Annotated in this window: 13 protein-coding genes and 1 tRNA gene; 7 read left to right on the top strand and 7 right to left on the bottom strand. The window is 65.5% G+C overall.

The annotated features are described in order from the left end of the window. The first annotated feature begins 58 nt into the window (after positions 1-58). Positions 59-1,375 (top strand): phosphoribosylamine--glycine ligase, encoded by a 1,317-nt coding sequence (purD, locus tag ACX80V_RS15440; RefSeq protein WP_485843965.1) that lies wholly within the window; start codon positions 59-61, stop codon positions 1,373-1,375. Position 1,376: 1 nt separating this feature from the next. Then, complete coding sequence (locus tag ACX80V_RS15435) at positions 1,377-2,330, top strand: phosphoribosylaminoimidazolesuccinocarboxamide synthase (RefSeq protein WP_485843887.1); 954 nt, start codon at positions 1,377-1,379, stop codon at positions 2,328-2,330. Between the two features lie 39 nt (positions 2,331-2,369). On the opposite strand, the gene ACX80V_RS15430 is transcribed toward ACX80V_RS15435, so the two are convergent. After that, entirely contained in the window at positions 2,370-3,644 is a 1,275-nt protein-coding gene (locus tag ACX80V_RS15430) for a helix-turn-helix domain-containing protein (RefSeq protein WP_485843886.1), read from the bottom strand. A gap of 132 nt (positions 3,645-3,776) precedes the next feature. On the opposite strand from ACX80V_RS15430, the gene ACX80V_RS15425 reads away from it, so the two are divergent. Beyond that, entirely contained in the window at positions 3,777-3,950 is a 174-nt protein-coding gene (locus ACX80V_RS15425) for a hypothetical protein (protein WP_200950766.1), read from the top strand. 185 nt (positions 3,951-4,135) lie between these two features. Here the strand turns inward: ACX80V_RS15425 and ACX80V_RS15420 are convergent. The 5 genes from ACX80V_RS15420 to ACX80V_RS15400 all read right to left on the bottom strand — a co-directional run bounded on the left by ACX80V_RS15420 (position 4,136) and on the right by ACX80V_RS15400 (position 11,301). Then, positions 4,136-4,212: transfer RNA gene (locus tag ACX80V_RS15420), tRNA-Pro, on the bottom strand. Positions 4,213-4,293: 81 nt separating this feature from the next. Then, complete coding sequence (locus tag ACX80V_RS15415; RefSeq protein ID WP_485843885.1) at positions 4,294-6,192, bottom strand: ABC transporter ATP-binding protein; 1,899 nt, start codon at positions 6,190-6,192, stop codon at positions 4,294-4,296. Then, on the bottom strand, positions 6,189-7,997 hold the full coding sequence (locus ACX80V_RS15410; protein WP_485843884.1) for an ABC transporter ATP-binding protein: 1,809 nt from the start codon (positions 7,995-7,997) through the stop codon (positions 6,189-6,191). The genes ACX80V_RS15415 and ACX80V_RS15410 overlap by 4 nt, the downstream gene beginning before the upstream one ends. An 82-nt stretch (positions 7,998-8,079) precedes the next feature. Next, positions 8,080-9,027, bottom strand: a complete 948-nt coding sequence (locus tag ACX80V_RS15405; RefSeq protein WP_485843883.1) for a metallophosphoesterase — start codon at positions 9,025-9,027, stop codon at positions 8,080-8,082. A gap of 6 nt (positions 9,028-9,033) precedes the next feature. Then, entirely contained in the window at positions 9,034-11,301 is a 2,268-nt protein-coding gene (locus tag ACX80V_RS15400) for a transglycosylase domain-containing protein (protein WP_485843882.1), read from the bottom strand. 37 nt (positions 11,302-11,338) lie between these two features. Here ACX80V_RS15400 and sp36 point away from each other — a divergent pair, with 37 nt between their 5' ends. Genes sp36 through ACX80V_RS15385 form a run of 3 tightly spaced genes read left to right on the top strand, consistent with a single transcriptional unit; the run spans position 11,339 to position 12,959 of the window. Next, a complete protein-coding gene (gene sp36 / locus ACX80V_RS15395; protein WP_099093395.1) occupies positions 11,339-11,494 on the top strand; it encodes a Sp36 family protein in 156 nt (51 codons plus the stop codon). 2 nt (positions 11,495-11,496) lie between these two features. After that, positions 11,497-12,030, top strand: coding sequence for a RidA family protein (locus tag ACX80V_RS15390; RefSeq protein ID WP_058931305.1), 534 nt, complete (start codon positions 11,497-11,499; stop codon positions 12,028-12,030). A 17-nt stretch (positions 12,031-12,047) separates the two neighbouring features. Further along, positions 12,048-12,959, top strand: a complete 912-nt coding sequence (locus ACX80V_RS15385; protein ID WP_485843881.1) for an NUDIX hydrolase — start codon at positions 12,048-12,050, stop codon at positions 12,957-12,959. Positions 12,960-13,061: 102 nt separating this feature from the next. Here ACX80V_RS15385 and ACX80V_RS15380 read toward each other — a convergent pair whose 3' ends face one another. Next, entirely contained in the window at positions 13,062-13,739 is a 678-nt protein-coding gene (locus ACX80V_RS15380; RefSeq protein WP_011693220.1) for a Crp/Fnr family transcriptional regulator, read from the bottom strand. 265 nt (positions 13,740-14,004) lie between these two features. Here ACX80V_RS15380 and ACX80V_RS15375 point away from each other — a divergent pair, with 265 nt between their 5' ends. Then, complete coding sequence (locus ACX80V_RS15375; protein ID WP_485843880.1) at positions 14,005-15,189, top strand: MarP family serine protease; 1,185 nt, start codon at positions 14,005-14,007, stop codon at positions 15,187-15,189. Positions 15,190-15,192 lie beyond the last annotated feature (3 nt).

Here is a 15,192-nt window from a genome sequence, read left to right as displayed (position 1 = left end):
CAGCTTAGGAACATCCCCCTTAGGAAAGGGCAGGGTGCACAAAGTACCCTTGGAGACTGTGAAGGTACTCGTCATTGGCCCTGGAGGCCGCGAACACGCCATTGTCCGCTCCCTGCTCGCCGACCCCAACGTTTCCGAGGTCCATGCGGCTCCCGGCAACGCCGGCATCAGCAAGCTGGTCCCCACCCACAAGATTGACGGGAATGATCCCGACGCCGTCGCGGCGCTGGCCACCAAGCTCGGCGTGGACCTCGTCGTGGTGGGCCCCGAGGCGCCGCTGGCTGCCGGGGTGTCCGACGCCGTCCGCGACGCCGGCATCCCGGTCTTTGGCCCCAGCAAGGCCGCAGCCCAGCTGGAAGCCTCCAAAGCGTTCGCCAAGGAAGTTATGGCCGAAGCGGGAGTCCCCACGGCCATGGCGATGGTGGCCACAAACGCCGAGGAAGCCGCCGCGGCCCTGGACACCTTCGGCGCACCCTACGTGGTGAAGGACGACGGCCTCGCAGCCGGCAAGGGCGTGGTGGTCACCAACAACCGCGACGAAGCCCTGGCCCACGCGCAGACGTGCTTCGACGCCGCCGGCACCGTGGTGATCGAGGAATTCCTCGACGGCCCCGAGGTTTCCGTTTTTGTCCTCTGCGACGGCCGCAACACCGTGGCACTGTCCCCCGCGCAGGACTTCAAACGCATCTTCGACAACGACGAAGGCCCCAACACCGGCGGCATGGGTGCCTACACGCCGCTGGAATGGGCCCCCGCCGGGCTGGTCCAGGAAGTCATCGACCGCGTCGCGCAGCCCACGGTCAACGAGATGGCCAACCGCGGCACTCCGTTTGTGGGTGTGCTGTTTGTGGGCCTGGCGCTGACCACGCGCGGCACCCGCGTCATCGAATTCAACGTCCGCTTCGGCGACCCCGAGACGCAGGCCGTACTGGCGCGGCTCAAAACCCCCCTCGGTGCGCTGCTGCTGGCAGCCGCCAAGGGCGAACTGGACAAGGCAGACGAGCTGCGCTGGTCCAAGGAGACGGCAGTCGCCGTCGTCGTCGCGTCCGAAAACTACCCGGACACCCCGCGCACCGGTGACCGCATCCGCGGACTCAAGAAGGTTGATGAGCTCGACGGCGTGCACGTGATCCACGCAGGCACCGCGCTCGACGACGACGGCAAGGTGATCTCCGCCGGCGGCCGGGTGCTCGCCGTCGTTGCCCTCGGCAGCGACCTGGTGGAGGCCCGGGAACGGGCGTACGACGGCGTGGAGCTGGTTCACCTGGAAGGCTCCCAGTTCCGGACGGACATCGGCCGCAAGGCCGCCCGCGGTGAAATCAAGGTTGCATCCAAGGCCACCGGATCGGCTCCTGTCACGAAGGCGAAGGCATAACATGACTGAGAACTCCGCCCAGGAACCACAGCAGCCCCGCGGCTTCAGCACCGAAACCCTGGACCTGCCGGGCTGGACGCACGTTTACTCCGGCAAGGTCCGCGACCTCTACGAGCCGGCGGACGAAGCCATCCGCCAGCAGGTGGGCCAGGACTGCGTCCTGGTGGTGGCAAGCGACCGCATCAGCGCCTTCGACCACGTGCTGGCCAGCGAAATCCCGGACAAGGGCCGCATCCTCACACAGTTGAGCCTGTGGTGGTTCGACCAGCTTGACGTGGTCCACCACGTGCTGGCATCCACCGTGGAGGACGGCGTTCCCGCGGCCGTGGAAGGCCGCGCGATGATCTGCCGGAAGCTGGACATGTTCCCCGTGGAATGCATCGCCCGCGGCTACCTCACCGGCACCGGGCTGCTGGAGTACAAGGCCAGGGGGACCGTCTGCGAGATTCCGCTGCCGCCGGGCCTGGTGGACGGGTCCCGGCTGGAACAGGCCATCTTCACACCGTCTGCCAAGGCCGAGGTGGGCGAGCACGACGAGAACATCTCCTACAACGATGTTGTGGCCATGGTGGGGGACGACATCGCCGCACGCCTGAGCGAGCTGACCCTGAAGATCTACACCGGCGCCGAGAAGATCGCCCGCGAACGCGGCATCATCCTGGCCGACACCAAGGTGGAGTTCGGCTACGACGCCGTGTCCGGGGCCATCACCCTGGGCGATGAGGTCCTGACGCCGGATTCCTCCCGTTTCTGGGATGCGGCCACGTATGAGCCGGGCAAGGCGCATCCTTCCTATGACAAGCAGTATGTGCGCGACTGGCTCACGTCGGCCGAATCCGGCTGGGACAAGAACTCCGACGAGGCACCGCCCGCCCTGCCGGCGGACGTCGTGGCCCGGACGCGCAGCCGCTACGTCGAGGCCTACGAGAAGATCACCGGCAGGACGTTCGCCTAGAACACCTTTGACGGGCCCGGCTTCCGGCCGGGCCCGGTCCTAGCTTGCCTTGGAGTTTTTCGCTGCTGCGGCGGCCCGCTGCTGGGCGAGCCTTATCTCAAGGACCGCGTCAAGTGCCTGCTGGACGCGGTCCGAGGCTCCCGCGGCGCTGAAGGCCTTCTGCGCTTCTTCGAGGTAGACCAGGGCTTCGTCGGACTCGCCGGCGGCCTTCAGCGACTTGCCCAGCAAGAGTGAGACTTCCCCGGCCGTGTGCTTGGCCAGCGCGCCGGATTCGGCGTGGATTTCCCGGAGCTTGTTGATGGCAGCCACGATGTCGCCCGTGAGATACAGCCAGCGCGCGCGGATAAACGCAACTTCGAGCTCGTCGCTCTTGTTGCCGCCCACAATGGACAGCGCCAGTTCGGCGCGCTCGATGCTGGAAAGTGTTTCCGGTTCTACGATTCCGGAGGACAGCCGCACGGCGGCCGAGGCCTTGTTGAAGCGGGCCCACAGATCAATGTCGTTGGCAGGGGACAGCATGCGGGCGGCGCGCTCGTGGTACTTGATGCCCTCGGGGTAGTCGTGCCGCATAAAGGCGACGTTGCCGATCACCCAGGCAACCTCACCGGCGAGCTGGGACATGGAGTGCTCGTCCATTTGGTCATTCATAGCCTGGCAGTATTTCCAGGCCTCGTCCAGGCGGCCGCTCTCCGCCAGTGCCCCAATCAGCGCGCGGTAGGCGCCGATGATCAGCGTGGAACCGTTGGGCAGCTGGCCGGAGAGTTGGACGGCCGCCAATGCGTGTTCCACGGCAGTGCTCAGCTGTCCCTGCCCCTGGCAGATCGCCGCGAGCATCTGGCGGGCACGGACGGCGAGGCCGGCAGACTCCGTGGCCATGGGGTGCTCCAGGAGGTGCTGCATGATCTTTTGGCATTCCTGCCAGTTGCCCTGCTTGATCAGGCATTCGGCCTGCATGTAGGTCATGTTCCACCACGCGCTGGTGTTCTTGCCTTCCAAGGCTATCTGGGCCGCGTTGGCAGCGTGGGTGGCGGCCAGCGGATAGTCCCTGAGGTCCCAGGCCTGGCGCGCGTAGAGGCCGGCCAGGACGTACTCGGCGTCGCTGACCGTGATGGGCTGGCTCCAGGCTTCCAGCGCCTTGGGCGCCAGCTCCAGCCTGCGGGCGAGCTCCCCGATCACTTCGGCCGTCGGCTCACGGCGGCCGGTTTCGAGGAGGGAGATATAACTGGGGGAATACAGGTCCTTGCCCAGTTCAGCCTGTGTCAGCCCACGTTCGAGACGCTCCGCACGGAGCTTCTCCCCGAATCCGTTGCCCACGGGATTTCCTCCTAATTCTGGACAGTCTTTGTACTCAATGCTTGACAGCCCCTGTGGAAAACATTTTACAATGTATGTCAACAAGGACAGTGCTGACTTTGTAACGAATCCGACTCGTATTGAGGAACTTATATGTTGAAGAAGATTGCGGCCGCTGGCGTACTCGCTGCTGCCCTGGCATTTTCTGCGGCGGCCCCGGCTGTCCTGTCGGCAGGTTCCATCGCCGACACCACCGGCGTGTCCGTGGCTGTTGGCAACTGGCCCGATCCCATGTCCAAGCCCGTCAAGGACAAGAGCGGCACCTAAACCACCAACGTTGGCAACTGGACCGACCCGATGTAAGAAATCCTCTCAGGAGGCGCGGCCCCGGGGCATGGTAATCATGCCCCGGGGCTGTTTCTTGGCCCGGGCAGTTGACCCTTCCTGGCCGGGGCGCTTGACAGCCGGGAAACACAAAAGAGGGCCTCCCCTGGGGGAGACCCTCTTTCAATTGGTCGGGATGACAGGATTTGAACCTGCGACCTCGTCGTCCCGAACGACGCGCGCTACCAAGCTGCGCCACATCCCGATCCGCTGCAAAAGCAACTTTACAAGAATAGCCGACGCCGGGCCCGGATGCGAAATCGGCGGCGCGGGCCAGGCCAGATCCCTAGACCAGGGAGTCCTTCCAGGCGCCGTGGAGGTCTGCGAAGCGTCCGCCGCCGCCGATGAGTTCCGCGGGGGTGCCGTCCTCAACCACGCGGCCGTCGTGGACCACCAGGACGCGATCGGCAGTTTCAACGGTGGAGAGGCGGTGCGCGATGATCAGCGCCGTCCGGCCGCCGCCCGCAGCAGCTGAGCCCTCGGCCGCAGACCCCGCATCAGACGAGCCCGGGGCACCTGCCGGACTGCCGGCGTCGGACGTTGCCCGCAGGAGGCGCGCCAGGCCGCTCTGGACGAGCCGCTCAGAGGGGATGTCCAGCGACGAGGTGGCCTCGTCCAGGATCAGCACCGCCGGCCGGGCCAGGAACGCCCGGGCGAAGCTGATCAGCTGCCGTTGCCCGGAGGACACCCGGCCGCCGCGCTTGTTGACATCCGTGTCATAGCCTTCGGGGAGTTCGGTTATGAACTCGTGGGCGCCCACGGCCCGGGCAGCATCCTCGATGTCCGCCCGCGAAGCCTCCGGCCGGCCCAGCGCGATGTTGTCCGCCACGGAACCGCTGAACAGGAACGCCTCCTGCGTGACCATCACGATGTTCCGGCGTAGGTCCGTGGTGGTGAGGCTGCGCAGGTCCACCCCGTCCAGGGTCAGGGAGCCGGAGGAGACGTCGTAGAAGCGGGCGATCAGCTTGGCAAGCGTGGATTTCCCGGCGCCGGTCTGCCCCACCAGGGCCACGGTCTGGCCGGCGGGGATGTGCAGGTCCATGGTGGGGATGACCACCGGGCCGTCGCCGTAGCGGAACTCCACACCCTTGAAATCGACGGCGCCCCTGGCATCGCGGAGCGCAACAGGGTTCTTGGGCGGACGGACCGTGGGAACCTCCTCCAGCAGGCCGGACACCTTCTCCAGGGCAGCCTGGGCGCTCTGGAAGGAGTTGTAGAACATGGCCATCTGGTCCACCGGCTGGAAGAAGCGTTTGGTGGAAAGGATCAGTGCCAGCAGCACGCCCACGGCAAGGTCCCCGCCCAGCACACGGAACCCGCCGAACAGGAGCACCACGGCCACGCAGACGTTACCGATCAGCACCAGGCCGGGCTGGAAAACGCCGTTGAGGTTGATGGAGCGCACGGTGACCAGCCGGTAGTCCTCGGACAGTTGGCCGTACGTCTCGGCGTTTTCAGCCTCCTTGCGGAAGGCCTTCACGGCGCGGATCCCGGTCATGGTCTCCACAAAATGCACAATCAGCCGGGCGGACACCACCCGGGATTCGCGGAACACGATCTGGGAGTGCTTCTGGTACCAGCGCGACAGGAAGTACATCGGGACGCCGGCGGCCAGCACAATCAGCCCGCTGCGCCAGTCCAGAGCAAACACCGTCACTGCCGTGAAGACCATGAACAGCAGGCCCGAGGCCAGGGAGCTGACACCGGAGTCGAGGAGTTCCCGCAGTGCCTCCAGGTCCGAGGTCTGCCGGGCGATGATCCGTCCCGACGTGTACTTTTCGTGGAACTCCAGGCTCAGTCGCTGCGTGTGCCGGAAGACCCGGACGCGCAGGTCCAGCAGCATCGCCTGGCTGAGCCGTGCGGTGGAAGTGACGTAGAGGGCCGTGAGTCCCGCCGTCGCGATCGCTGCGAGCAGGTACGCGACGCCGGTAAGCACCAGCGGGAGGTTGTCGCCCGCCTGCAACGACGGGAGCGCGTGGTCGATGCCGAACGCGATCAGTGCAGGCCCGGCCACGCGCGCGGCCTGGGACAGGACCACGGTGGCGATGGTCAGCCAGAACCTGAGCCGCACCGGACGGATCAGGGTTGCCAAAAGGGCGAGCGACCGCCGTCGTACGGTTTTACTGTCCGACTTGCTGAGGTGGGTGTTGTCCTCGTTGGCGGTGCCGAAGGTTGCGTTACTCATCGGATGCTGTCCTCTGACTCGTCCTCAAGCTCCGACAGTTCCGAATCCAGGTCCCGTGGTTCCTGGTCCAGGCTGGCGATGACGTAGCGGTAATGGGGGTTGTGCGCCAGAAGTTCCGTGTGGGTTCCGACGGCGGCGATCCGGCCTTCTTCGAGCAGCGCCACCCGGTCAGCCAGCGCCACGGTAGACGGGCGGTGCGCAACGATCAGTGTGGTGGTGTCCTTCAGGACCGCGCGGAGCCGGGTTTCCACGAGCTCCTCGGTGTGCACGTCCAGGGCCGAGAGCGGATCGTCCAGCACGAGGACCCTGGGCCGCGCCGCGATGGCCCGGGCCAGGGCGATCCGCTGCCGCTGCCCGCCGGAGAGGCTCAGTCCCTCCTCACCGATGAGCGTTTCCACGCCCTCCGGGAGTGAGTACGCGAAGTGCGCCTGCGCCACATCCAGGGCTTCGTCCAGGGCTGCCTCGGTCCGGTCCGGCGCTCCGAGGAGGACGTTGTCGCGGACGGAATTGGAGAACAGCGTGGTGTCCTCGAACGCGACGCCCACCACGCGCCGGAGCCCGTCGACGTCGAACTCGCGCAGGTCCACCCCGTCGATGGTGATGGAGCCGTCGGTGACGTCGAACAGGCGCGGGACCAGCTGGATCAGCGCGCTCTTGCCGCTTCCCGTGATGCCCACCAGAGCCATGGTCTCGCCCGGCCGGACGTCCAGGTTGATCTCTTTGAGGATGGGCTTGTCCGGTGCGTCCTCGAACGCGAATGTGGCGTTCTTGAAGCTGAGCGCGCCCTTCAGCTGCGAGGGGGTGCGCGGCGCCGGGGGACTGGTGATGGTGTTGACCGAATCCATGACCTCGAAGTGGCGGTCAACGGCGGACTTGGCAGTGAGTGCCATGGCCAGCAGCATGCCGGAGAACTCCACCGGCGTCGCAATGACGGCGGCGGTGGCGAAGAAAGCCACCAGGGCGCCGATGCTCAGCTGGCCGCTGGCGCAGAGCATCACCCCCACCACCAGCCCGGCGCCGAGCGCGAGTTCCGGCAGCAGGGTAACCACCATGGTGAACGTCGCCTGGTGCTTCGCCTTCACGATCTCGGTCTGGCGGAGTTCCTCGGCCTGCCCGTTGAAGTTTTCCAGGGCCTCGCGGCTGCGGCCGAAGGCCTTCAGGACGCGGATGCCGTGGACGGACTCCTCCACCGTGGTGGCGAGGTCGCCGGCCTGGTCCTGGCTCCGCCGCGCCACCTTGCTGAAGCGCGTCCGGAACCGGAACCCGTAGGCCATGATGGGCACCGCGGCGGCCAGGAAGATCAGGGCCAGCTGCCAGCTCATGGAAAACATAACCACAATGCCGATGACCACCGTGAGCGTGGTGACCACCAGCATGATGGCACCGAAAGCCATCCAGCGGCGCAGGAAGTTCAGGTCCGTCATGGCACGCGACAGCAGCTGGCCGGAGCCCCAGCGGTCGTGGAAGGACACAGGCAGGTCCTGCAGGTGCCCGTAGAGCGAGACCCGCATCCGGGTTTCCACGGTGGTGGCCGGGTTGATCACAAACTGCCGGCGGAGGGCCACGAGTCCCGCCTCGGCGATGCCCAGGACCAGGATGACGACGGCGGCAGTCCAGACGGCGTCCGACGCGCCACCTGGTTTGAGGGACTCATTGACGAGGACCCGCAGCACCTGCGGGATGGTCAGCGCCACGACACTGGCCAGGAGTGCGCAGAGTAGCCCCATCACCAGCCGGGGGATGATCGGCCTCACGTGAGGGTAAAGACGGCTGATGGATCTGAAAAATGAGGTCTGCTTGGCCATGCCCGCTTCTCAAGCTCTAAATCGAATGTAGTTTCCCTTAGCAACTACCCTATGCCATGGCGTGAGCAGGTTCACACCTTCGTTATTCGGGGGAGGTGAGCGTCAGCAGGACGGCCTCGGGTTTGCAGGCGATGCGGATGGGAGCGAACCGGGAGCTGCCGATGCCGCCCGAGACGTTGACCGGCGTCGTACGTCCGTTGCTTTCCCAGTCATTGAGTCCCTTGGCCCGCCACGTGGGGAGGTCGCAGTTGGACACCAGGGCGCCGTAGCCGGGGATGCACAGCTGGCCGCCATGGGTGTGGCCCGCCAGCAGCAGGTCCGCGCCGTCCTGCGTGAAGTGGTCCAGGACCCGCTGGTACGGGGCATGGATGACCGCAACCCGGAGGTGCGCGTTCTCGTCCTGGTCACGGGTGCCGCGGGGCCAGCCCGCATAGCGCTCCCGGCCCAAGTGCGGATCGTCCACGCCGGAAAAGTCGAAACGGATGCCCTTCAGTACCACCGATTGGTGCCGGTTGGTGAGGTCCACCCAGCCGCCCATGCCGAAGCCCGACCGCAGCCGCGGCCAGTCCAGCTCAGTGGCTTTGGGCTTGATCTTGGACGGGCCCAGCAGGTAGGACGCGGGGTTTTTGAAGCTCGGGCCGAAGTAGTCGTTGGACCCCGGGACGAAAACGCCGGGAAATTCCAGGAGCGGGCGCAGCGCCTTGAGCAGGGGCTCCACGGCCTTGACGTGGCTGAGGTTGTCCCCGGTGTTGACCACCAGGTCCGGCTCCAGCGACGCCAGCGACTCGAGCCAGCGGGCCTTGGTGTCCTGGCCCGGGACGAAGTGGATGTCGCTCAGGTGCAGGACGCGGAAGGGCGCGTGGCCTGCCGGCAGGATGGGCAATGTCTCCTCGCGGAGGACAAACTGGTTCTTCTCCCACAGCCCGTATCCGAAGGCGGCGAGACCCGCTGCGGTGCCCGCGCCGGCGGTGACGGCAAAGCCGCGCCCGATGTTCCGGACGCGGCTGGCCAATGCAGGGCTGACTGCCATGGGAGGCTAGTTCTTCTTGTCGCTGTTGCCCGGTGCAGGGTCCGTGGACGGCTGCGTGGCTGGAGCCGTGGCAGGCGCGGTGGCCTGCGTTGACGGCGTGGTCCGGGCAGGCGTTCCGCTCACCATGTTGGTGGGCGGGGCCGTGAAAGCGTTGGTGCCATACGCCGGAGCGACCTGGGCCATGTACTTGGAGAACATGGGACCGGCGATCATGTAACCGTCGATCGCCTCATAGCGTTTCCCGTTGATGGTCAGGTTCCGGCCGGGCCGGAGCTGGTCACCCAGCGGGTCGCCGAACCATGCTGCAGTGGCCACACCGGTGGTGAAACCGACCACCCAGGTGGAGCCGTTGGTGTCGTTGGTACCGGTCTTGGCAGCCACCGGGAAGTTGGTTTTGGTGGAGATCCGGGGTTTGATGAGGGATCCGGACCCCTCATCCAGAACCTTCTGCAAGGCATACGCAACGCCCCGGGCGACCTCCGGTTTGACGGCATCACGGCAGCTCGTAGCCTGGGCCGGGAGCTGTGCGCCGGTCTGGTCCGTGACAGACGTGATGGCGATGGGCTCGCAGTACTTGCCGTCGTTGGCGAACGTGGCAAACGCGGAGGCCATGGTCAGCGGGGCGGTCTGCGTGGAGCCGATCAGGTTGGCCAAAGTGGTCATCTTGACCGGCGGGTTGGGATCGTCACCCACCGGCAGGCCACCGTGGATACCGACGGCGTCCACGATCTTCTGGATGCCGCAGAGGTCAACCTGCGCCGCCGATGCGAAGGTGGCCGTATTGATCGAGTTCTGCAGGCCGTACAGGACGGTCATGTTCCGGTAGTAGCCGTCGTCGGAGTTCTGCAGGTCGAAGCTGCCGGGAATCCTGGCGTCATACCAGCCCACTGTGGGTTCCGGACAGGTGTTCCTCCAGGGGAAGGCCTGAGGGTACTTGCGTGTGGCGGCGTTGAGGTTGGTATTCATCGACTTGCCTTCGTTCACCCACTGGGCGAATGTGAAGGGCTTCATGGTGGAACCGGGCTGGAATCCGCCCAGGCCGTTGAGGTCGTTGCCGTCCTTGTCCAGCTTGTCCACGTTGAAGTTCTGGGTCTGGTTGAACTTGCCTTCGGTGGGCAGGAACGACGTGTTCTGCGCCATGTTCAGGATCTTGCCGGTGGTGGGCTGCACGGAAACGATGGACGCACCCCAGTTGTCAGGGTTGACGCCGGCGGCCGCATCCGACTCGGCCTGTGCCACGTTCTGGGCGTTGACGTCCAGCGTGGTGGTGATGGTCAGGCCGCCGCGGAACACCATCTGCTCACGCTCTTTGGGAGTGGCGCCATAGGCCGGGTTGTTCAGCAGCAGGTGCAACACGTAGTCGCAGAAGTATGGTGCCGTGCTGGCGTAGGCGCAGCCCTGGCGCGACTGAGTGATTTTCGGCTCCACCGGGGTGGCCACGGCGGCGTCGTGATCAACCTGCGTGATCTTTCCCTGGTTCAGCATCAGGCCCAGGACCAGGTCGCGACGCTCCTTGGCGTTCTCCGGGTTGGTGATGGGATCAAACGCTGACGGGCTGTTGACGAGCCCCGCAAGGAGTGCTGCCTGCGGGAGGGTCAGATCCTTCGCGGTGTTGCTGAAGAAGAATTTGGACGCGGCCTCGATGCCGTAAGCGTCGCGGTTGAAGAAGACGATGTTGAGGTAGCCCTCGAGGATCTGCTCCTTGGAGAATTTCTTCTCCAGGGCGATCGCGAGCTTCATTTCGCGAAGCTTGTCTCCTACGCCCTTGTTAACACCGTTGAGCTTGATGTCATCAGTGTTTCCCTCGGCGGCGAGGTTGGCGTTGAGTACGTTGTTCACGTACTGCTGGGTGATGGTGGAGGCACCCTGTTTGTTGCCGCGGGCCGTGCTGACCATGGCGCGGAGGATGCCGGTGGTGTCCACACCGCCATGGTCGTAGAACCGGCTGTCCTCGACAGCGATGATCGCTTCCTTCATGAACGGCGAAATCTGGTCGAGTGCAACCTTGGTCCGGTTTTCCTCGTAGAGGTTCGCGATCAGGCTGCCGTCCGCGGCGAGGATCCGGGTGGACTGGCTGGGCGGGTCCACCTGCAGCTCTGCCGGGAGGGTATCGAAGAACTCGATGGAACCGCTTGCAGCGCTGCCGGAAACGGCCGCAGCCGGGACCAGCAGGCCCGCCACCAGGACACCACAAATCGCGCTCACACCGAGGAAACCAAATATCTTTCCGAGGGTAGTGGCTGTGTCGAAAATGGGGTTCTTACGAGTCACCATGTTTTCCACTTTACCGGCAAGGACTAGTCTTTAGCTCATGACCAAATGGGAGTACGCGACGATTCCGCTCATTATTCACGCTACGAAGCAGATTCTGGACCAGTGGGGAGAGGACGGCTGGGAGCTCGTCCAGGTAATCACAGGACCGGACGGCAACGGCCTGGTTGCCTACCTCAAGAGGGAGAAGCAGTAGCGATGAGCACCCCCGCAGAGACCACGTCCGGCGCGGAAACCGCGCCGATTTCCGCCGTCGAGCAGCGCCTCGCCGAGCTGGGACTGACCCTGCCCGAGGTGGCCGCCCCCGTCGCCGCCTACGTGCCGGCCGTCATCACCGGCAGCCATGTTTACACCTCCGGCCAGCTGCCGTTTATTAACGGCAAACTCGAAGCAACCGGCAAGGTCTCCACCGGCACAGAGGGCGCCTCCGACGAGCCCACCGTGTCCCCGGAGGACGCCAAGGCCTACGCCGCTGTCTGCGCCATCAACGCGCTGGCGGCCATTAAGAGCGTCATCGGCGACCTGGACCGCATCACCCGCATCGTCAAGGTGGTGGGCTTCGTGTCCTCCGATCCGGCCTTCACCGGACAGCCGGGCGTCATCAACGGTGCGTCCGAGCTCCTCGGCCAGGTCTTTGGTGACGCAGGCCAGCACGCCCGCTCCGCCGTCGGCGTGTCCGTTCTTCCGCTCGACTCTCCCGTAGAGGTCGAACTGATCGCTGAATTCAGCTAAGGACCCGGTTCACTCAATTGCCTCAGCTCGCCCGACGCTTGTTTGCCCTTCCTCCGGATCTTGAAGGGGCTGCCCAAAGCTGGCTCGAACACGGCGAGCGGACCCCGCGTGCCGCCCGCTACGCATCGTCCGTGGTGCTTCTGCGGGATTCGCCCACCGGCCTGGAGACGTGGCTGGGGTACCGGCCCGGCTCCTCGCCGCTGGGCGTCCTCGCGTTCCCCGGAGGTTCCCTGGAGGCGTCCGACGACGACGCCGTCGGTTGGCTGGGCCCCTCACCCCAGCATTGGGCCGAGCAGATGGGGACGGACGACGTCGGGCTGGCGCGGCGCCACGTGGTGGGCGCCATCCGCGAACTCTTTGAGGAAGCCGGCGTGCTCCTTGCCGGGCCGGACATGTCCACCACCGTGGAAAACACGTCAACGCAGGACTGGATGCGGGCCCGCGTGGCCGTTGCCGACCAGGAGAAGACCTTCACGGAGCTCCTCGCCAAGCGGGGACTCTCGCTGCGGACCGACCTGCTGAAGCCGCTCGTCAACTGGCGCAGCCCCGACTTCGCGCACCGCCGCTTCGACACCCGCTATTTCGCCGCCACCGTCCCCATGAACCAGCAGCCGAGCCTGCTGGAGAGCAAGGGCGTCTGGGGCCGCTGGGTGTGCGCCACCAAGGCCATCGCCGCGCGCAGCACCACCGCCCTGGGCGATGAAGTGGGCCACGAGAACACCGTTGGCCTTACCCTCGGCCAGCTCCTGGTGCCGGGGTCGGAGATCATGCTGGAGAAGATGGCCGCAGCGAACGGCTGCATCGCCTACCTCAGCTACAAGCGCAAACCCCACGTGTACCAGGCACGGCTGGTCGATGAAGAGGGCACGCTCATGCTCGAAGTCGAGGCCGCCAAAACCGTAGCCGGAGACCCCCAGCGCGAACGCTAGCCTGTCTGCGGATCCCCATTTTCGATCCGCTTTCGGCACGCAAGCAGAAAGGCCGACTCCGATTCCTCGGGGCCGGCCTTCTGCATACGGAGCTGTTGAACGTTAGCGGGAGCGCTGGCGGAGGCGCTGCATGTCGAGGATCACTACGGCACGGGCTTCGAGGCGGAGCCAGCCGCGCTGGACGAACTCTGCCAGGGCCTTGTTGACCGTCTCGCGGGAGGCGCCTACCAGCTGGGCCAGCTCTTCCTGCGTGAGCTCGTGGGCTACCAGGACACCGTCGGTTGCCGGGCGGCCGAATCGGTCGGCGAGGTCGAGCAGGGCCTTGGCCACGCGGCCGGGGACGTCGGAGAACACCAGGTCCGAGAGTGAATCGTTGGTGCGGCGCAGGCGACGGGCCAGGGCCTGCAGCAGCTGCGCCGAAACCTCGGGGCGTGTCCGCAGCAGGGCGTTGAGGCTTTCGTTCTTCAGGCCAGCAAGGCGGGTTTCGGAGACAGCCGTGGCCGTTGCCGTGCGGGGGCTGGGGTCAAAGAGTGCCATTTCGCCGAACAGTTCACCCGGGCCCAGGATGGCGAGCAGGGACTCCCTGCCATCGGGGGACGTGCGGCCCAGTTTCACCTTGCCGGAGACAATGAAGTAGAGCTGGTCGCCCTGGTCGCCCTCGCGGAATACCGATGCACCGCGGGAGAGGTCCACCTCGGTCAGCTCGTCCGTCAGCAGGCGGAATGCTTCGTCGTCGAGCGTGGCAAATAGGGGTGCTCGGCGAAGTACCTCGATGTCCATGAAATCTCCTGAATAAAAAGTGTCGGCTGTGGCGCTTTTGCCATTGTTTCAGAATTTTCAAGGTTCTGTGACGTACTTGGCAGCGGAAACGCCGCAAACACTGTGTAATGCGGGCCCGATCCGGTGCCCGGCCGCGCCCGGGGTGTGAGTTTGACGACTGAACGTGAGGCGAACCTGGCCCCCATAGGCGGGAGACTGGCGCCCACAGAATAATGTCAGCCTGCGCCACTAGAATTGGGTCTCAACCGTATTAGAGGAGCGCTCAGTGTTTGGCTTGACTGTTCTGGACCTGGCGCTGATCCTGGCCCTGCTGTCTTACCTGATCTATGGCCTGCGCAACGGCTTCCTGGTAACCCTCGGGGGTATCGCCGGCTTTGCCGCGGGCGCCATGGCTGCCTTCTTTGCCGTTCCACTGGTCAGCAACTTCGTGGAAGACTCCGGCTGGAGGCTGACCGCCATCGTGGCCGCCGCCGTCGTTCTGATGGCCCTGGGCCATGGCCTCGGGACCATGATCGGGCGCAAAATCCGCGGCGCCGTGCGGATCAAGCCGCTGCGTGCTGTGGACCGGCTGGTGGGCGGGGCCGTCAATGTGGTGGTCTCGGCGTTGGTCATGTCCATGCTTGCCTTCAGCGTCAGCGCCCTGGGCGTTCCGTTTGTGTCCCAGCAACTGGCCGAGTCCAAAGTCATCCGGTACATCGACGGGCTGACCCCTGTCCCGTTGAAGACCACCATGGCGCAGCTGCGGTCAACGGTGATCGGCAACGGAATCCCCACGCTGCTGGAAGGTCTGGACCAGGGGCAGCCAGTGGCGGTGCCCAATGCCAGCACCGATACGCCGGCGCTGAACCGGGCCGCACAGTCAGTCCTGAAAATAGCCGGAACCGCCTACCAGTGCGGGCAGAACCAGACCGGCACCGGCTTTGTGGTTTCCCCCGGCCGGGTTGTGACCAATGCCCATGTTGTGGCGGGCGTGTCGCAGCCGGTGGTTGAAATTCCCGACGGCGGCGCGATGCCCGGGCGGGTGGTGTACTTCGACACCAGGCACGACCTCGCCGTTTTGGCCGTTGACGGGTTGCCTTCCGAACCACTCACGCTGACGTCCGACCTTCCGAACGGCAGTCCGGCAGCTTTCGCGGGGTACCCTCACGGCGGTCCGTTCCAGTCCAACCCCGCCACGGTCCAGGACATCACCTCGGTTCTGGTGCCCGACATCTACGGCGAAAACCCGGCCCCGGAAGAGATTTACCGCCTGGCCGGCAATGTCCAGCCCGGGAACTCGGGCGGCCCGCTGCTGACCATGGAGGGCCTGGTGGCCGGCGTCATTTTCGCCAAGGCAACCTCGGACACCGAAATGGGTTTCGCGATCACCATGAATGACCTGTTCCCGGTCGCATCCCAGGCCGCAAGCCTCAGCGCTCCAGTCTCCTCCGGGCAGTGCATCCAGAAGTAGCCC

The sequence above is a fragment of the Pseudarthrobacter arbutini genome, assembly GCF_054510915.1.
The sequence above is the reverse complement of the archived record's forward strand: the minus strand, read 5'-3'. Positions and strand labels throughout refer to the sequence as shown.